Source organism: Iodobacter sp. CM08 (assembly GCF_033446605.1).
In the GTDB taxonomy this organism is placed as follows: Bacteria; Pseudomonadota; Gammaproteobacteria; order Burkholderiales; family Chitinibacteraceae; genus Iodobacter.
On sequence record NZ_JAWQUO010000038.1, the window covers coordinates 27,789 to 45,456 of the forward strand.

Consider the following 17,668-nt stretch of genomic DNA (forward strand, 5'->3'; position numbering starts at 1 on the left):
GATCAGCTGGGTTTTTCGAGGGTCCCTTAGGCAAAGGGGATAGATTAAGACCACCAGACTAAGCCCAAACAACTCCCGCTTAAAGCATGCTATACCGTCATTGAAGACTTTAACTTTCGGTACGAGTCCATGATACGGCCAGCACATTCCCCCTCTCTGACCACTTACACACTCAAGCAAGCCATAGTCCTGTTTATTTTTTGCAGTGTAAGCGCCCCAAGCCATGCGCTCACGATTTATACCGAAAGCTGGCCCCCTATTAGTTATATGGCAGACAATAAATTAACGGGAATGGGGGTTGAAATAGTACAAGCTTTGCAAAGCAAGCTAGACAATAAAGACGCTATCCAGCTAGTACCATGGGTACGCGGCTATAAAGCACTGCTTGATGGGCCGGATGTGATGCTATTTAGCGTGGGACGCTCGAGCGAGCGTGAGAAATTAATGATTATGCTTGGCCCCATTGCCATCAGCAGCACCAGTGTTTACACCCGTAAAGGCAATGCTAAACGCCTATTGGCATTGGGAGATGGCATTTACAAGCAAGCCATTGGCAGTTACCGAGGCAGTATCTTTGCTGATACCGCAGCAAAGAAAGGCTTTAGCAAAATTGACTTAGCCCCTACACCGCAAATAACCGCAACAAAACTCATGGCCAACCGATTTGATTTATGGGTGGATGGCAGCGTAGTGGTTGCATCTGTTTTAAAAGAAATTGGCCACTCCGCCGATGAGGTAGAAAAAGTAATGACGCTAGATAGCTTAGAGCTCTATTTAGCGTTTTCCCATCAAACGCCCGCTCGCACGATCCAAGAATGGGAAGAAGCGCTGATCTGGCTAAAAAAAGAAGGCCTCTTTCAAAAAATACATAGAAAATGGCTACCCAATGAAGCGCCTCCGCTGGAGGTCAATGTATTAAAGCCACCAGCCTAGTGCAATCACTTCACATCACGTGTTGCTGACGAAGCTCTAACGCCCATGCCCTGCAAAAACATCCTCAACACCCTTTGCTCAATTTTGGCTCTTTGTCCCAGCGGCACCGCTATTTGCAATTGCAGGCCAATCTCTTCATAGCGATCCAAAAAAATTCTTACCCGTGGCTCTATCATGGGGGATTCCAGCGCATAGCGGCGCTCCAGCTCACGGGCATGGCGGGATAAATCTAGCGCATATTCAGCGGCGATAAGCTGCCCTGCTTCCAGCAACACCACCTCGGCCTTCAACCAATCATCTGTCCGAGTAATAGCGATATGAATTGTCTGTAAAACATAATCACCCAGCATGCTTTCATTAAATACCGCCTGATTCAGCAGTAAAGAGTTGGGCACGGTAATGCTGCGCCCCACCGTACCCTGATGCTGTGAGGCATGGCTAGATTCCATCAGCGTTGTTGATACAAAATTCATATCAATCACCTGCCCACGGATACCGCCAATCTCAACCCTATCCCCTACTGTAAATGCATTACTACTGCTGCGATAAATCGATCCCAGCATGCAAAGAATCATTTCCTTGGTTGCCAACACAATGGCCGCAGCAATCGCCACCAAAGACACCGCAAAGGTCTGAATCTCATGCCCCCAGATAAAAATCATGCCGAGGAAAAAAACCCCTAGCGCAGTATTCCTAAGGTAGACCAGCCAGCGACGACGAACCTCTGGCCCTAAATCATGCCGGCGCAAAATAGCGCGACGCATTAAAGATCGACAAACCATTAAAACGGTAATAAAAACAACAGAAATAATCGCATCACGGATCAATGCTCTATCTGCCAACATGGGCAAAAGAGCCGCTGCTAGCCTTTCGTAATATCCCAGCATAGTTACCCTTATTTAATTATCTCTGGCTGCTCAGTAATACCGCGGCCACATCGGCAGGCTCAGTTAAGGTTCGGACTTGCATAAATAATGCTTCCGCCTCTGGATAAGTTCGACGTAAATAAGTCAGCCACTGCTTCATTCGCCCCGCACGGTGCTTAGGCATAATGTGCTGAGCCTGAATCAGTTGCCAAAAGCACAGAAACAAGGGTTGCAGTGCCTCCCAAGGCAGCTGCGCGTGACCGGTTTTTGCCATTAGCGCCAAGCTAGGATTAGAAACAATGCCGCGCCCCAGCATAATTTGATCGCAGCCCGATACTAGAGCGCAGCGGTGAAACTCTTCCACCGTCCAAATCTCGCCATTAGCCACCACCGGCACGTTTGATGCCGACAGCGCCTCCCGAACGGCAGGGATTAGCTCCCAATAGGCAGGTGGCTTATAACCATCAAGTTTAGTCCTAGCGTGCACCACCACCCGTGCGGCACCGCCACTGACCATCGCCTGCGCGCATTCAATAGTTTGGCTACTGTCGTTATAACCAAGGCGCATTTTGGCTGTCACGGGGATATGCATGGGTACCGCGCGGCGCACAGCAGCTACAATCTGCTCAATCAGCTCGGGCTCTTGTAACAGCACGGCTCCGCCACGGTGGCGATTCACACTTTTAGCTGGGCAACCAAAATTTAAGTCGATTTCATAAGGGCCAAGCTCAGCCAAACGCGCCGCATTTTCGCCCATGCATACGGGATCTGAGCCAAGTAACTGCACGCTAACCGGCACGCCAGCCACCGTTTTGCTGCCGTTTAGCAGCTCTGGCGCAATCCGCAGAAAGGTTTTATTCGGCAGTAAAGAGCCACTAATGCGGATAAACTCCGTCACGCACATATCAATGCCACCCACCCGCGTCAGCACATCACGCAGTACAAAATCAAGCAGCCCCTCCATCGGGGCAAGTAAAATCTTCACAGTTCATACAGCCAAAGCAGAAAGGCCGCTATTGTAACCCATGCACACCGCGCGCTCTGCATACCGTATAACCAGCAGAAAACAACAGCGAACTATCCGGCTCTTGACAACAGAACGAGCGTTCACTACGCTAGCGTAGAACGTTTGTTCTAAAAAGGTTAACCCAATGGCACATCCCAATCGCGATACCGAATACCTAGGCAAGCTGCAAGACTATTACGCTGACTACCGTAATCTACCCTCCTATTCGGTGATTGGAGATTTACTGGGCCTTGCCTCCAAATCCGCCGTTTCGGCACTGGTTAAACGCTTGCTACTTGCGGGTTATGTCGATATCACCCCAGATAAACGCCTCGCCCCAACCAAGCGTTTTTTTGAGCGTGAGCTAGCTGACTTCCCTGTACCCGCAGGCCTGCCAGCCGCTGCCAATGATGCAATGAGTGAGGCCATTAGCATCGACGATTACCTCATTGATCGCCCATCGGCATCGGTGATGGTGCGCGTTAAAGGCGATTCTATGATCGACGCGGGCATCCACGATGGTGATATTGCCGTAGTTGAGAAACGCCATAGTGCCAATGTGGGTGATGTAGTCATTGCCATTGTGGACGGCGAATACACGCTTAAAACCTTAAGCCGCGATAAACAAGGCTATGTGCTCATGCCACAAAACCCCGCTTACGAACCCATTCGCCCCAAAGAAGGCTTAGAAATTTACGGCGTAATGGTTGGGCTAATCAGAAAATACCGATAATTGCCAAGCATTAAATAGATGCTTAAAGATAAAATAGCGGGCAATAGATCAAGAGCTGCAATTTGCCGCAGGCAACTCCCCCCTTGCATCCAAACCTGATTAAGGAGCATTTGTGAGCGAAGCTGAATTATCCCCCCTAGGCAAAACGGTAAGTTACATCACCGAATACGATCCAAATCTGCTTTTTCCTATTCCCCGCATAGGCAAACGGCTTGAGATTGGCCTAAGTGAAACACTCCCCTTTATGGGAAGCGACATCTGGAATGGCTACGAGTTATCTTGGCTCAATAGCCGTGGCAAACCACAGGTCGCCATTGCTGTATTTACTGTGCCCGCTAGCAGCCCAAACATCATTGAATCTAAATCATTTAAACTCTATTTAAATAGCTTTAACCAAACCAAGCTAGAAACACGTGAAGCGTTACAAAACCTGCTACAAGCCGACCTATCCGCAGCAGCTGGGGCAAATATAAGCGTACAGCTCATTGGCCCAGAGCAATTTCATCAGCAACGCTTGGCGGAGTTAGACGGCTATTGCATCGACAATCTAGATATAGAAGTTGATCAATACTCCCCCCAAGCAGGTTTATTAAAGTGTGATAGCGGTGCAACCACCATCAGCGAATCGCTGACCTCTAATTTGCTAAAGTCCAATTGCTTAGTCACCGGCCAACCCGATTGGGCCAGTATTCAGATTAGCTATACTGGCAAGCCTATTAATCGTGAATCGCTATTACGCTATTTAATTTCTTTTAGAAATCACAATGAATTCCATGAACAATGCGTAGAACGTATTTTTGTGGATATTCAAAGAGATTGCGCCCCAATGAAGCTGGCCGTTTACGCCCGTTACACCCGCCGTGGTGGCTTAGATATTAATCCCTACCGCTGTAATTTTAGCGGCCCCCTGCCGACTAATTTACGCGGAGCAAGGCAATAGCCTGCAGGAAAATAACTACTCGATAAAAGGCCTGTATACACAGAGGAAAGGACACAAAGCACACTGAGATAAAACAAGTGCTACTGCATCATTTTTGAATGTAAAAATGAATTCGTAGGATGTTTTTCCCCGTGTGCTCAGCGCGCTCCCCAACCTTTGTTTCTACAGATTTTTTACCTATTGATACAAAGCATGAAAACAATCGGAAGATAAAAATGAATGAAATTGCGACATTAGCGGGTGGTTGTTTCTGGTGCTTAGATGCCACCTTCGCACGTTTACGCGGCGTATCCCAAGTAGATTGCGGCTATATGGGCGGTAGTATTGAAGCGCCAACTTACAAGGCCGTATGCACTGGCGACACCGGCCACGCCGAGGTGATTCAGCTTACCTTTGATCCAGCCATTATCAGCTACGCTACAATCTTAGAGCTATTTTTTTCCCTACATAACCCCACCACCTTAAACCGCCAAGGTGAGGATGTGGGCACGCAGTATCGCTCTAGTATTTTTTTTCATAGCGAGCAACAAGCGGCAGATGCACGCAAAATGATTGCTGATTTAGCCAGTGACTACAGCGATCCTATCGTCACAGAAGTCACCCCCGCCGTCACCTATTGGCCAGCCGAAACCTATCACCAAGATTACTTCGAACAAAACCCTGAGCAGCCTTATTGCTCTGCCGTTGTAGCAGGCAAAGTACGCAAGCTGGTTCAAGAGTATGGAAACCTGCTGAAGTAAGAGATATTGTGCAGTGGGGTTAAAATACGCAGCACAAAATAACGCAAGCCACCTAGTCGTAGGGGCGCTGCTTGCTGCGCCCTTGCTTAAACTAGGAGCAGCGCCCTCAGCCACCGCAAAAAAATATCTAGTAAGCACGGGCGTATGAAAGCCTACTGCTATAATCGGGGTTTTCCCCAGTCATCTCGGATATCCATGTCACCGCAACTATCCTTGCTTCAGCCCTATCCATTCCAAAAACTAAAGCAACTTTTTGCAGATGTGACGGCCAATCCGGCACTGGCACATATTAATTTATCCATAGGCGAGCCTAAGCACGCTACACCGCAGCTAGTTACTGATGCGCTGATCGCCCACTTTGATGGCTTATCCGCCTACCCAGCTACACTGGGCTCCGATAGCTTGCGGCAAAGTATCAGTACATGGCTGGCGCGGCGTTATTCAATTGCCGCCCCTAACCCTGCCACTGAAATCATTCCTGTGAACGGCAGCCGCGAAGCGCTATTTGCCTTTGCGCAAACCATCATTGATAACAGCGGTGAGAGCCAGCCGATTGTGCTGTCCCCTAATCCGTTTTACCAAATTTATGAAGGCGCCGCCTTTTTGGCTAAGGCTAAGCCTTACTTTGTAAATTGCAATGCAGAAAATCGTTTCCAGCCCGATTGGGATGCCGTTCCTGCAGAGATTTGGCAGCGCACCCAGCTGGTGTTTACCTGCTCACCAGGCAATCCCACTGGCGCCGTGGCCTCTTTGGCCGACTGGAAAAAACTCTTTACCCTCTCTGATCAATACGGCTTTGTGATTGCCTCTGATGAATGCTACTCAGAAATTTACTTTGGTGATGAGAAACCACTGGGTGCGCTAGAAGCTGCCAGCCTACTAGGGCGTGATTATCATAATCTGGTCATTTTTTCTTCACTATCCAAACGCTCCAATGTGCCAGGTCTGCGTTCAGGTTTTGTGGCAGGGGATGCCAAATTACTCGCTTCGTTTTTGCTCTATCGCACCTATCACGGCTGCGCCATGAGCCCGATGGTGCAAGCCGCCAGCGCCGCTGCCTGGGATGATGAAGTGCATGTGATAGAAAACCGTGAACTATATAGCCAAAAATTTGCCACAGTAACGCCACTCTTACAGGGCGTGATGGATGTTCAACAACCCGATGCGGCATTTTATCTATGGGCAAAAATCAACGGCGACGATGCCGAGTTTGCCCGTAAGCTATTTGCAGAAGAGCACGTCACGGTATTGCCAGGCACCTACCTTGCCAGAAATGCCCATGGTATTAACCCTGGGCTTGGCTATATTCGCATCGCCCTCGTCGCGCCATTAAATGATTGCATTGCCGCCGCCGAGCGGATTGTCCGCTTTTGTCGTAAGTACTCTTTGCCGCTTTGATGGGCACGCCTGTTTAACTGAAAAGGAAACACCATGAGCCAACTGCAACAGATCATCGAAACCGCGTTTGAAAATCGTGCTGAAATCACCCCAGCCAATGTGACTTCCGAGCTGCGCGATACCATCAATAGCGTGATTTTGGGCTTAGACAAAGGCCAGTACCGCGTTGCGGAAAAAATAGATGGTGAGTGGCACACTCATCAATGGCTTAAAAAAGCCGTACTGCTCTCATTCCGCATTAACGACAACGTGCCTATGGATGGTGGTTGCACACAGTATTTTGACAAAGTGCCTTCCAAATTTGCCGATTACACCAGCGAAGACTTCCGTGAAGGCGGCTTCCGTGTTGTACCGAACGCCATAGCACGTCGTGGCTCCTTTATCGGTAAAAACGTAGTATTGATGCCTTCTTACGTGAATATCGGTGCCTATGTAGACGAAGGCACTATGGTCGATACTTGGGCCACCGTAGGTAGCTGCGCACAAATCGGTAAAAACGTGCATTTATCCGGCGGCGTAGGCATTGGTGGCGTATTAGAGCCGCTGCAAGCCAACCCAACTATTATTGAAGACAACTGTTTTATTGGCGCACGCTCCGAAGTGGTTGAAGGCGTGATTGTAGAAGAAGGCTCGGTGATCTCGATGGGCGTTTACATCGGCCAAAGCACCAAGATTTATGATCGCGAAACCGGTGAAGTGACTTACGGCCGCATCCCTGCTGGCTCTGTAGTGGTATCAGGCAATCTACCTTCTGCCGATGGTAAATACAGCCTGTATTGCGCGGTAATCGTTAAAAAAGTAGACGCTAAAACCCGCGCCAAAACCAGCATCAACGAATTACTGCGCGGTATTTAATCCCTACAAGAGCACCCTAAGTCGCATGCCAAAAGGTGTGCGGCTCTCCTCAAATTTTTACTCGAGCCCCCTCCTTCAAGATTATCAGCCAATTAATTGCAAGAGCTGACTAAATTAGAGCAATTTTTGTCAGTGAAACCACTAGGTATTAAAGGGGGTCTCGAAAATCCTATATTTCTAAATAAGACAAGGCGCGTATTAAAAAAAATAGACGCTGCATATGCTTGATATGTAAGGAAATTTTTTTAATGCGCAACGCAGTATTATGAGACCAGATGGGTTTTTCGAGGTTCCCTAAAGTAAAACGTTACAATCCCTTAGGCATATCTACAACACAACATAATCTAAATATTAAGCCCTGAAAAATAACTTACGCCAAGATAAATATGCCTTTAGACCACTACTTGAGTCAGCATTATTTAAACACGGAGCAATTCGCTGCTGCCTGTACGATTTCTGCCACCCAGCTTAAGCAGCTTATTCAGCACCAGCTAATCCCTGCAGCGGCTTACACCGTCACAGCGGATTCCACCTTAAAATCTTACGTCTTTGGTGAAATAGCTGCGCCCCATGCAAAAGAGGGGCAATACTTTCATCCTGCCAATAAAGCTTGGGTAATGTTGGCCCAAAAGCATATTCAAGACGTTGGCCTCAACGCCGCCTGTGCTGTCATTTATGCAGGCTTTAAACAACGCTTGCAGGCAGCTCTTGCAGAATTAAATACAACAACTTGGCGCTTAAAAGACAGCTTTAATGACGATGGCTCAATCATTAGCACAGGCTTAGCCATAAGGACAGACTTGATATGGCAGCATTTTCTATACGGCACCTTTGGCCTGTGCGTTGCCCAGCCTGATTCTGAAGCCGCTATTGCAAGCAAAGAAATCCTGCAAGAAAAACTCAGCGCTTTAAGCCAACAGGGCAAAAAAAGCAGCTTTAGCACCGCAGAGGCACAGGAGCTGCTAGCGCTAATCGACGCTCTTTCCCTCGCTTCCATGCCTTTTTCCCCGCTGGAATACCCGCTAAGCAGCCGCAAGCGGCTTATCGATGATCTGCGCCAGCGCATTCTCAGCCAACACCCCGATTTGGGCAGCGAGGCTGGCTTGACTATCCGCAGCATGCACCTTACAGATGCCAGCGCCGTATCGCAGCTGCTGCCCGATCTGGGCTACTCCGGCAACCCAAGCGACATCGCCAAGCGGTTTCAATACCTCGCAGCAAGCCCAGAGCATGATGTTTTTTTGGCATTTAAAAGCGAGCAATTGCTCGGCCTATGTCACGTACAGGGTGTGCACCTGATCGCCAGCGATGGTTATGCCGAAATCAGCGCCTTAGTCGTCAGTCATGCGCATCACCGTCAGGGTATTGGTCAAGCCCTTGTCGCCTACGCAAAAAACTGGGCGGCAGAGAAAGGCTACCCGCACCTGCGCTTGCGATCCGGCCTACATCGCGAACACGCCCATCTTTTTTATCAAGCTATTGGGTTTACTCAGCAACGTGCCAGCTACGCTTTTGAAGTCAACATCCCCGCCTCCACCGTTTTAAGCTCAGGAGAAACAGTATGACCACAAGCATCGTCTGCCAAACTAGCATTAAAACTTGGTCCGAAATCCCTTTCCATGAAATGAGCGAAGCAGGCAAGCTAAGCCGTGCCAGTATTGTGAACACACTTAGCGGGGACATCGAAGGTGAAGGGGTGTTGGAATACCTGCTGGCTTACCCAAAGATTGCAGGCGATGATGTGATTTTTACGGGTATGGAACGTATCGTTGCCAAGATGGCAGCACGCGATGGCAGCTTTGTGCTTCGCCACGAAGGCGTATTCTCTGCTAGCGCAGGAGTCAGCGGCAGTTTAACGATTATTGAGGGAAGTGGATCTGGCGATTTCACTGGCATCCGTGGCCAGGGCCAGATCAACGCCAAGAAGGGTGAACACGGTGCTGAATATAACTTGATTCTAGAAACTATAGTTTGATTTTATAAAATCCAAAAAAAACGACCATGGATCTCAAGGTCGTTGTTTGGATTCTTCTCGGTCAGAGTAAGACATCGCTGGTTACGCCATACCGGCGTAAGATACGGCGTAATTGCTCAAGGGCCTCAATTTGAATTTGCCTCACTCGCTCTCGGGTTAAATTCAAATTGGCAGCTAAATCTTCTAAAGTACAGACTTCATATCCATTGAGGCCATAGCGGCGCTCAATCACAATGCGTTGCTTTTCATTTAATTGCTTTAGCCATTCCCGCACATAGCGCTCTACTTCGGCATTTTGCAAAATAGCTTCTGGGCCATCGTGCTGATCATCTGGAATAGATTCGCCAATGGTTAGCATAGGGTCAATATCTAGAGGGGCATCTAAGGATGCGACTCTTTCATTCAAACTCATGACCCTGCGCACATCTTCTACTGATTTGCCAACCAAATGCGCAATATCTTCAATAACCGGCTCATGCCCTAATTGCGCTTCTAAATGCCTTTGAGCACGCAAATAGACATTTAATTCTTTAATCACATGCACGGGTAAACGAATGGTGCGCGATTGATTCATAATTGCGCGCTCTACACTTTGCCTAATCCACCATGTGGCATAGGTAGAAAAACGAAACCCTCGCTCGGGGTCGAATTTTTCTAATGCGTGCATTAAACCAATATTGCCTTCTTCAATTAAATCAAGAAGAGTCATACCGCGATTAATATAGTGCTTAGCGATATTAACGACCAAGCGCAAATTGTGCTCAATCATTTTTTGCCGAGCTTGGAAATCCCCTTGAACAACCTTACGAGACAAAGCGCGCTCTTCATCAGGGGTAAGCAACTTACTTTGGCCAATTTCATTTAGATAAATCTGCGTTACGTCGCCTGTGCTTTCGTGGACATGAGCCTCGGCTTCCTCAGCAGCAGGCTCGACATCCGTTTCCGCACCTTCTTCCTGTTCGGCCTTCTCGAGATCTTCACCTTCCTCGAGCAATTCCTCTTCCAGAATATCAAGCTGATCGTTCATGTTTTTTCCGCTTGGATGTATTTTGCAGGGTCTACCGGCTTCCCAAATCTGCGCATTTCAAAGTGCAGTTTGACCTGTTCACTATCGCTATTGCCCATCTCAGCAATTTTATCTCCCCTTTTTACCTCATCTCCTTCCTTAACTAAAAGTTTACTATTGTTTGCATATGCTGTCAGGAATTCTTGATTATGCTTAAGAATAATCATCTTCCCATAGCCACGTAAGCCAGCTCCGGCGTAAACAACCTTACCCTTAGCTGATGCAACTACAGACTGGCCCATTTTTCCTGATATATCAATACCACGATTTTCGTCCGAGAAGCCCTTCACCGCTCGTCCAACGGTCGGCCAAGCCCATTCTGTGGCCTTTTCATCCTTCATATTTTGCGTAGAAGAGGCATTTATATTGGGTTTATCTGTGGTTTTTACCGCAGATGCAACCCGCACTTCAGAGGCGGAATGTGCAGCGACAGACGGTAGCTTGGTGGGTTCTGTCTGTAATTTTAAAGCAACAACAGGACCTTCTGATAAAGCAGCAACTGCACTGGCAGATTGCACACCATAAGGTGTTTTCATAGCTTTAGGGTAGTTTTTTGTTTCAGATTTGATCTCGACTCTAGGTGCTTCATCGCTCTTTAAGGGGCGAATTTCTACGCCACCCTCAGGTGCTGTAAGCCGCAAAGTTTGATCAATTTTAATGCCATTTACATCCGTCAAATTATTCCATGCAGCCAGATCGCGATACGCCAAGCCATGGTCAAGTGCCACACGATAAAGCGTGTCACCTTTCTTAACCACATAAGTAGCTGGGCGTGTATCACCACTAAGCACAGGGCTAGCCACAGCAGGCACAACCCGCGGAGCAGGGGTGGCAACAGCGCTGCGATCAACAATCGGCGCAGGCGGTGTAGGTTGGCTGGCGCAAGCACCAAGCACTAATACTAAAGGGGCACACAGACCTTGCCAGTTCACAGAAAAATCTCCTTACTCAAAACGATTTACACGGTACCCGGCAATAGCGGCACAAAATTTACTTTTTCTAGGCGGGTTTCTACAAATCCTTCACTGGTTCGCTCTATCTGACGCAATTCTTGCTCAGCCTCACCAACAGGAAAAATCAAACGCCCACCCAGTTTAAGCTGAGGAAGCATATCCTCTGGCAAGATAGGGGCTGCCGCCGTAATAATAATCACATCAAAGGGAGCTGCCTCAGGCAAACCCTTACTACCATCTGCATGTCGTAAGCGTGCATTATGCACGCCTAACACGCTTAATCGCTCACGGGCAGCCTTATGTAAACCACCAATACGCTCAATGGAATATACCGTTTTAAACAGCAAAGCCAATACGGTAGTTTGATAGCCACAACCAGTGCCAATTTCCAACACTTTTTCATGCTGAGCCGCAGCCATTGCCAGCTCGGTCATACGCGCCACAATATAAGGCTGTGAAATGGTTTGCCCAAAACCAATGGGTAAAGACAAGTCATCGTAAGCTTTATGCGCCAAAGCCTCGTCTATAAAACCATGGCGCGGCACTTCTGCCATAGCCGCTAAAACCGCAGAATGGGTTATCCCCTGCGCTTTTAAGCGCTCAACCAACCGTGCTCGAGTACGAGCAGAGGTCATACCAACGCCGCCCAAAGCGGCAATATTCAATCGGATAGCCATGCGGAGACAAGATCAAGTTGTGTTTTAGCGGTTAAATCAACCGACAAAGGGGTTACAGATACATAGCCGTGGGCTACCGCATGAAAATCCGTGCCTTCCCCTGCATGAGAGACCTCACCCACAGGCCCCACCCACCAGATAGTTTCCCCGCGCGGATTTTTGGATTGAATCACGCCTGACGATTTATGTCGACGCCCTAGGCGAGTCATTTGTACGCCTTTTAATTCAGCATAGGGAATATCCGGCACATTGACATTTAATAACACTGGCGCGGCAAAAGGCGATTGAATAAATCTTTGCACTAAGTCTCGGGCTACTTTTGCCGCCGTTGCAAAATGCTGCGGATTTCTAGAAGCCAAAGAGATCGCCATGGCAGGCACGCCAAGTAAATGCCCCTCAGTAGCGGCGGCCACGGTACCAGAGTAGATGGTGTCATCCCCCATATTTGCACCATGATTAATCCCCGCCACCACCATATCCGGCAACGTATCCATCAAGCCGGTTGCGGCTAAGTGCACGCAATCCGTTGGCGTGCCATTCACATACAAAAAGCCGCTAGGCGCTTTGCGTACGCTTAAAGGACGATCCAAAGTCAGCGAATTACTCGCGCCACTGCGATCGCGCTCTGGTGCACAAACAATCACCTCACCCTCTTCGCGTAAAGCATCTGCCAAAGCTAAAATGCCTGGCGCAAAATAACCATCGTCATTCGATAGCAAAAACCGCATTGAATTCTCCTTAAGCGCGCTATTTTTAAGCATTTATTTTAAAATAACAATATTACTTACAGCTTATTGCTTTTTTATTCCTCGCGCACTCGATAATATGCCACAACCGGCAATTAATGACATAGCAATAAAACTTGACGCACTCAATTTTTCATCCCAAAGGAATACAGCAAACAAAGTTGCAAATAGCACGGTCAAATAAGCCAAGCTAGCAACGGCCAGTGTTTTGCCACGGCTATACGCTCTAGTCATCGATAATTGTGCAATTGTTGCAGAAACCCCTAAGCCAAATACAATCCAAAGATTACTTTGATTCAATGCAGTTAAGCGTTGGCTTTGCAATAGCATCAACATACCGGCCCCGAGCGAGGAAAAAAAAGAAAAATAAAACACAGTACGCCATTCAGGCTCACCCGCCTGCCCTAATTTATTCACATTAATATAGGCAATACTGGCTAAAAACCCCGCGCATAAACCAATTAAGCCTGCCATCCATAAGCTACTTTCAAAAGTAGGTTTAAGCAAAATGAGTACGCCTACAAATCCCAATAAAATGGTAATGATTTGTCTACGCTGCGGCTTATGCTTTAAAAAGAAAACCATTAATAAGGTTAAAAACAAGGGAGAGGTATAGCTGAGTGTGACTGCCGTAGAGAGTGGCAAATGGGCAATAGCATAAAAATAAAGTAATAAAGAAACAAAGCCAGACACACTGCGTGATAGGTGCAATTTAAACATCGGCCCGCTTACTTTAAATGATTTCCCCTGCGGCAGCACTACCATTGATATTGCAACAAAACCCGCTACACAGCGGTAAAAAACCAGCTCTGATGCAGAAAACTGCGCGCTCCCTAATTTAACGAAAACACCCATAATGGCAAAACAAAAACACGCAACAATCATCCAAAAAGAGCTTGATTGCCTAAGTCGCTGCAACATCGCTAACCCTTATTAAAAATGAGACAAGCCCCCACGTGGTAGGGGCTTGTCTTAAACACAGCTTAAATCATTAAGCAAGACGATAACTTGAAATTGCTTTTTGCACCGATTCAATTAATTTTTGTAGTTGATCTGCAGACACTTCCGACTGCACTGCGGCATCACTGGTTTGCTCCGACATATGCGCAATTTTCTCTACCTGCTGCGCCATTGCCGTGCTGGCGCTGCTCTGCTCAAGCAGCGCTTCAGAAATATCCACCACATAGCTTACTACAACATCAGAGGCCGCCTTAATATTAGCTATCGCCGTACCTGCGCCACGCGCGTGGGTAACGCCTTCTTCTACTCGCTGCACCACCTGCCGCATCCGCGCCACAGCACGATCCGAGCCTTCTTGAATAGAGCTAACGGTATTGGCAATTTCTTGAGTTGATTTACCCGTGCGCTCGGCTAGTTTTCTGACCTCATCGGCCACAACGGCAAAACCGCGGCCTAATTCACCCGCCCTAGCCGCTTCAATCGCGGCATTTAAAGCAAGTAAATTGGTTTGATCGGCAATTTCTTTAATCTCATTCACTACAATTCGAATTTGATTACTCTTAAATTGTAAATCACTCATTTCAGTTGAAGCTTCACGTACCGTGCCGGCAATACTATCAATTTCTGTAACCGTTGCATTAATTACGCGTTCACCATCGCTGGCTAATTGCCCAGAATTTTGCGTATGAATTTTAGTGTCCCGAGCACGCTCGGCTACATGATTAATACTTACGGTGACTTCTTCAACAGTGGCTGCCATATGAGCGGCTGATTCACTGGATACAACAGAAATTTTTGTTAGCTGACGGGTATTCAGCGACATTTCTACCGCTGCACCCGACATTTGCTGAAGGGATTGCTCAATATTAATAAAACTCTTTTGCACCGCATCAAGAATATGATTGACGGCTTTTACTAACTGACCAATTTCATCATTGCTATGCACAGGAATACGGCGGGTAAAATCGAGCTTTTCTTCAATATGGGATAAAGAAGCTAAACTATCGAGTAAAGGTTTACGTATCGCGCGATAAATTAATAGCCCAATAAAAGAAACCAATACCACACCAAATCCAGAAATAGCCAAAAACAATAATCTAGATTTTGAATTAGCCGTTTCAGCATCAACAATCAATTCTTTGGCATGGTCTTCATTAAATTTAACCAAGCCATTTACCGGCTGTATCACTGCGGTAAATTTTGCGAAACCTGTTTCATTAGCCAATTCAAATGCACGGGTAAAATCTCTATCATCCGAAAGCTTAATTGCCTCCATAAATAGCTTATCGTAATCATTATATGCAGATTGTAATTGCTTATAGAGCGCTGCGTCTGCCTGCCCTTCCACAAACTGCCCATAGGTGTTGATATTTTTTACTAGCAAATCACGATTAAAACTTACGAACTTAGCAATGGCTTCTTTTTCTTGATCTTTAGAAGATAGAATATGCACAAACAGAACAATACGGTTTTGATTTAAATCATTGGCTATTTTATTTGCCAATAAAGCACTCTGCATTGAATGTTCAGAAATATACTTTAAACGGTCTGCCTGATCATTTAATTTTGACACCCCCAACATCATCACCGATAGCAATGAAAGTAGGGCAACTACAATCAATGCGATTAATCGTTGTGAAATATTCATTACTAAACCCCTAAAGCAACACAATTGGTCATCAAATTTCGACCTACGATTGTATGCTAGAACGCTGCAGTTGGGTAAATAAGAATAGTCTGTTAAACCAATCCTAATCAACAAAACGCAAATCAGTGATTGCCCGCGCTGTTCGCTGTGCTGGTTTTTGTGTGGAGCAAAAGAGGCTTACATTTGCCGAAACTGCGCGGCAAAACTCCGGCTTAAAGGCAGGCTATGCGAACTATTTTTAAGCTCTATTTTTTGCCGGCCCAATAAATCGCGCTCAATTCGCGCTACTACATGCAAATTAACGATGTAGGCGCGATGTACTTGGGCAAAGCTTTTAGGATTCAGCTGAGGCAATAACTCTTTTAAAGACGTGCGAATTAAATGCCGCTCGTGAACGGTAACCACCTCGGTGTATTTATCCGCCGATTGAAAAAACAACACCTCATCCACCGCAACCAAGCGCGTGACATCACCCAGACCAACCGTTAGCCAAGCCAAGCCAAGCGGCTCTTTTTGCAAGCTAGAGATCAAGGCCCCAAAATCAACACTGGTCTTGTTTTCACGCTGTAGCCGCCCCACACATTGCGCCAATCTTTCATCACTGACTGGCTTGAGCAAATAATCAAGCGCCGCATTTTCAAAAGCAGAAATAGCATATTCATCAAAAGCGGTCACAAACACCACACGCGCATGATGCAAGGTACTGGCAACCTGTAAGCCACTTAGTCCAGGCATACGGATATCCAAAAACACAAAATCAGGCTGTTTATGATTGATCTCTGCTACTGCTTCTAAACCATTTTTTACCACGGCCACAATTTTTAATTCAGGCCAAAGCGCCTGTAGACGCTCTGCAAGGCTAGCTGCAAGCAGCGGCTCATCGTCAGCAATTAAGGCGGTAGACATGGGTTTATATCCATTAATGGTTGAGTCGATTCAGGGGCAAGACAATCTCAGAGATTACACCAGATGGCAGATTTGGGTAAAGCGCCAACCGACCTTCACCCCCATAGAGATTTTCTAAACGCTTACGCACATTTGGCAGGCCCACCCCATCGCCGCTTTCTTGAATTACCCCAGCATCCAAACCAAGCCCAGTATCATAAACACGTAAGCGTAGCAATTGCTCAGCAACATCCGCCACAATACGCACCTCTCCTCCTTCAACGGCAGGTTCAATACCGTGCTCCAAAGCATTTTCTACCAAGGGCTGTAACAGTAGTGGAGGCAATAACGCGGCGTGTAAATCAGCGGGCACATCTATTTGATAGCGTAAGCGGCTGCCTAATCTAATTTGTGAAATCGCCAGCAAAGCCGTCACCAAATCTAGCTCTTCGGCCAAAGTAACCTGCCGCTTACGAGTGCGGCTTAAGCTTGCACGCAAATAATTGTTTAGATGATCCAACATGGCCTGCGCCAAGGGCGCATCACGGGTAATAAGGCTGCGTACATTAGCCAGCGTATTAAATAAAAAATGCGGCTCAATTTGTGCTTGTAATAAGGCCAATTGCGCAGCCAGCTCTGATTGTTTGGCCTCTGCCGATTGCTGCTGCTCTATGGCTAATTGTGCTCGATACGTTTGCGCCCGATAGAAAACAATAAAAAACCCAGTGGCAGATGCCGTCAACAAAATAGCGGTGGCTATCCCGCGCCATTGTTGGCTTGGATTCACCCAAAAATAAGCAAGTAAATCAGGTGCGCCCAGCCAATTTGCTATTTTAAATCCCAATAACACACCAAAGGGAATCACCAGAATAAAGCGCCAAGGGCGCAATTTGCTTGGCGCTACAATCGGATCGGAGGTTTGGCAAAATATCAGGGTATTCAGCAGTGAAATACTGAAGCCAATTGAATGGGAGATCAGTAAATTATCCAGCAAATAACGAATATCGCTAACTAAGGTACACAAACCCGCAATCAGCGTATTCACCAGCAGTAAAACCGGCAAATCACGCCGCCATCTCTCTATTAAAATTTTAATATCCAGCATTTACTTCCTCACAAACCAAAGCGATCTATTTCATCCACAAAACACACGAAGACCGTAAATTGTAGATACCGTCTTGCCGGTCAAGCATTTTGATACTCAGCTTGATATTTTTTTTGTGTTTTCAGGACGCCGAAGCACAGGTGAACCAATTTGCGCATGCAAGCACCAAGCGCCGACATTTT

Annotated in this window: 18 protein-coding genes; 8 read left to right on the plus strand and 10 right to left on the minus strand. The window is 47.1% G+C overall.

Annotated elements, in window-relative coordinates:
• The first annotated feature begins 129 nt into the window (after positions 1-129).
• Positions 130-933: a substrate-binding periplasmic protein gene (locus R6242_RS18115; protein ID WP_318429534.1), complete on the plus strand. Its 804-nt coding sequence runs from the start codon at positions 130-132 to the stop codon at positions 931-933.
• Positions 934-938: 5 nt separating this feature from the next.
• Here the strand turns inward: R6242_RS18115 and R6242_RS18120 are convergent, their stop codons facing one another.
• Together R6242_RS18120 and R6242_RS18125 are read right to left on the minus strand one after the other, a co-directional pair.
• Positions 939-1,820, minus strand: a complete 882-nt coding sequence (locus R6242_RS18120) for a mechanosensitive ion channel family protein (protein ID WP_318429536.1) — start codon at positions 1,818-1,820, stop codon at positions 939-941.
• Between the two features lie 16 nt (positions 1,821-1,836).
• Positions 1,837-2,784, minus strand: coding sequence for a tRNA dihydrouridine synthase (locus tag R6242_RS18125; protein ID WP_318429538.1), 948 nt, complete (start codon positions 2,782-2,784; stop codon positions 1,837-1,839).
• A 166-nt stretch (positions 2,785-2,950) separates the two neighbouring features.
• On the opposite strand from R6242_RS18125, the gene R6242_RS18130 reads away from it, so the two are divergent.
• From R6242_RS18130 to R6242_RS18160, 7 genes are all read left to right on the plus strand, one after another.
• Positions 2,951-3,538, plus strand: a complete 588-nt coding sequence (locus R6242_RS18130; protein ID WP_293936715.1) for a LexA family protein — start codon at positions 2,951-2,953, stop codon at positions 3,536-3,538.
• 112 nt (positions 3,539-3,650) lie between these two features.
• A complete protein-coding gene (gene queF, locus R6242_RS18135) occupies positions 3,651-4,478 on the plus strand; it encodes an NADPH-dependent 7-cyano-7-deazaguanine reductase QueF (RefSeq protein ID WP_318429540.1) in 828 nt (275 codons plus the stop codon).
• 215 nt (positions 4,479-4,693) lie between these two features.
• The gene (gene msrA / locus R6242_RS18140; RefSeq protein WP_318429542.1) at positions 4,694-5,218 is read left to right on the plus strand and encodes a peptide-methionine (S)-S-oxide reductase MsrA; all 525 of its coding nucleotides are present in this window, start codon (positions 4,694-4,696) and stop codon (positions 5,216-5,218) included.
• Positions 5,219-5,413: 195 nt separating this feature from the next.
• A complete protein-coding gene (dapC, locus tag R6242_RS18145; RefSeq protein WP_318429545.1) occupies positions 5,414-6,616 on the plus strand; it encodes a succinyldiaminopimelate transaminase in 1,203 nt (400 codons plus the stop codon).
• A gap of 33 nt (positions 6,617-6,649) precedes the next feature.
• Entirely contained in the window at positions 6,650-7,471 is an 822-nt protein-coding gene (dapD, locus tag R6242_RS18150) for a 2,3,4,5-tetrahydropyridine-2,6-dicarboxylate N-succinyltransferase (protein WP_318429547.1), read from the plus strand.
• Between the two features lie 386 nt (positions 7,472-7,857).
• A complete protein-coding gene (locus R6242_RS18155; RefSeq protein ID WP_318429550.1) occupies positions 7,858-9,036 on the plus strand; it encodes a DUF6058 family natural product biosynthesis protein in 1,179 nt (392 codons plus the stop codon).
• Positions 9,033-9,446 carry a DUF3224 domain-containing protein gene (locus tag R6242_RS18160; RefSeq protein WP_318429552.1) on the plus strand — a complete coding sequence of 138 codons (414 nt, stop codon included), beginning with the start codon at positions 9,033-9,035 and terminating at the stop codon, positions 9,444-9,446. The genes R6242_RS18155 and R6242_RS18160 overlap by 4 nt, the downstream gene beginning before the upstream one ends.
• A gap of 61 nt (positions 9,447-9,507) precedes the next feature.
• On the opposite strand, the gene rpoS is transcribed toward R6242_RS18160, so the two are convergent.
• From rpoS to R6242_RS18200, 8 genes are all read right to left on the minus strand, one after another.
• Entirely contained in the window at positions 9,508-10,473 is a 966-nt protein-coding gene (gene rpoS, locus R6242_RS18165; protein ID WP_293936697.1) for an RNA polymerase sigma factor RpoS, read from the minus strand.
• Positions 10,470-11,303 (minus strand): peptidoglycan DD-metalloendopeptidase family protein, encoded by an 834-nt coding sequence (locus R6242_RS18170; RefSeq protein ID WP_293936694.1) that lies wholly within the window; start codon positions 11,301-11,303, stop codon positions 10,470-10,472. Before R6242_RS18170 ends, rpoS begins: the two co-directional genes overlap by 4 nt.
• 167 nt (positions 11,304-11,470) lie before the next feature.
• The gene (locus R6242_RS18175) at positions 11,471-12,100 is read right to left on the minus strand and encodes a protein-L-isoaspartate(D-aspartate) O-methyltransferase (protein ID WP_374759880.1); all 630 of its coding nucleotides are present in this window, start codon (positions 12,098-12,100) and stop codon (positions 11,471-11,473) included.
• Between the two features lie 26 nt (positions 12,101-12,126).
• Positions 12,127-12,870: a 5'/3'-nucleotidase SurE gene (gene surE / locus R6242_RS18180; protein WP_318429561.1), complete on the minus strand. Its 744-nt coding sequence runs from the start codon at positions 12,868-12,870 to the stop codon at positions 12,127-12,129.
• 63 nt (positions 12,871-12,933) lie between these two features.
• Positions 12,934-13,809 carry a DMT family transporter gene (locus R6242_RS18185; RefSeq protein ID WP_318429564.1) on the minus strand — a complete coding sequence of 292 codons (876 nt, stop codon included), beginning with the start codon at positions 13,807-13,809 and terminating at the stop codon, positions 12,934-12,936.
• Positions 13,810-13,879: 70 nt separating this feature from the next.
• The gene (locus R6242_RS18190) at positions 13,880-15,496 is read right to left on the minus strand and encodes a methyl-accepting chemotaxis protein (RefSeq protein WP_318429566.1); all 1,617 of its coding nucleotides are present in this window, start codon (positions 15,494-15,496) and stop codon (positions 13,880-13,882) included.
• Between the two features lie 177 nt (positions 15,497-15,673).
• On the minus strand, positions 15,674-16,402 hold the full coding sequence (locus R6242_RS18195; RefSeq protein WP_318429568.1) for a LytTR family DNA-binding domain-containing protein: 729 nt from the start codon (positions 16,400-16,402) through the stop codon (positions 15,674-15,676).
• A gap of 13 nt (positions 16,403-16,415) precedes the next feature.
• Positions 16,416-17,486 carry a sensor histidine kinase gene (locus R6242_RS18200; RefSeq protein ID WP_318429570.1) on the minus strand — a complete coding sequence of 357 codons (1,071 nt, stop codon included), beginning with the start codon at positions 17,484-17,486 and terminating at the stop codon, positions 16,416-16,418.
• Positions 17,487-17,668 lie beyond the last annotated feature (182 nt).

What these genes read in the sequence shown, in the direction of transcription:
- R6242_RS18115 (WP_318429534.1), top strand. Translation starts at nt 130, where the DNA reads ATGATACGGCCAGCACATTCCCCCTCTCTGACCACTTACACACTCAAG.
- R6242_RS18120 (WP_318429536.1), bottom strand. Translation starts at nt 1,820, where the DNA reads ATGCTGGGATATTACGAAAGGCTAGCAGCGGCTCTTTTGCCCATGTTG.
- R6242_RS18130 (WP_293936715.1), top strand. Translation starts at nt 2,951, where the DNA reads ATGGCACATCCCAATCGCGATACCGAATACCTAGGCAAGCTGCAAGAC.
- msrA (WP_318429542.1), top strand. Translation starts at nt 4,694, where the DNA reads ATGAATGAAATTGCGACATTAGCGGGTGGTTGTTTCTGGTGCTTAGAT.
- dapC (WP_318429545.1), top strand. Translation starts at nt 5,414, where the DNA reads ATGTCACCGCAACTATCCTTGCTTCAGCCCTATCCATTCCAAAAACTA.
- dapD (WP_318429547.1), top strand. Translation starts at nt 6,650, where the DNA reads ATGAGCCAACTGCAACAGATCATCGAAACCGCGTTTGAAAATCGTGCT.
- R6242_RS18155 (WP_318429550.1), top strand. Translation starts at nt 7,858, where the DNA reads ATGCCTTTAGACCACTACTTGAGTCAGCATTATTTAAACACGGAGCAA.
- R6242_RS18160 (WP_318429552.1), top strand. Translation starts at nt 9,033, where the DNA reads ATGACCACAAGCATCGTCTGCCAAACTAGCATTAAAACTTGGTCCGAA.
- rpoS (WP_293936697.1), bottom strand. Translation starts at nt 10,473, where the DNA reads ATGAACGATCAGCTTGATATTCTGGAAGAGGAATTGCTCGAGGAAGGT.
- R6242_RS18175 (WP_374759880.1), bottom strand. Translation starts at nt 12,100, where the DNA reads ATGACCTCTGCTCGTACTCGAGCACGGTTGGTTGAGCGCTTAAAAGCG.
- surE (WP_318429561.1), bottom strand. Translation starts at nt 12,870, where the DNA reads ATGCGGTTTTTGCTATCGAATGACGATGGTTATTTTGCGCCAGGCATT.
- R6242_RS18185 (WP_318429564.1), bottom strand. Translation starts at nt 13,809, where the DNA reads ATGTTGCAGCGACTTAGGCAATCAAGCTCTTTTTGGATGATTGTTGCG.
- R6242_RS18190 (WP_318429566.1), bottom strand. Translation starts at nt 15,496, where the DNA reads ATGAATATTTCACAACGATTAATCGCATTGATTGTAGTTGCCCTACTT.
- R6242_RS18195 (WP_318429568.1), bottom strand. Translation starts at nt 16,402, where the DNA reads ATGTCTACCGCCTTAATTGCTGACGATGAGCCGCTGCTTGCAGCTAGC.
- R6242_RS18200 (WP_318429570.1), bottom strand. Translation starts at nt 17,486, where the DNA reads ATGCTGGATATTAAAATTTTAATAGAGAGATGGCGGCGTGATTTGCCG.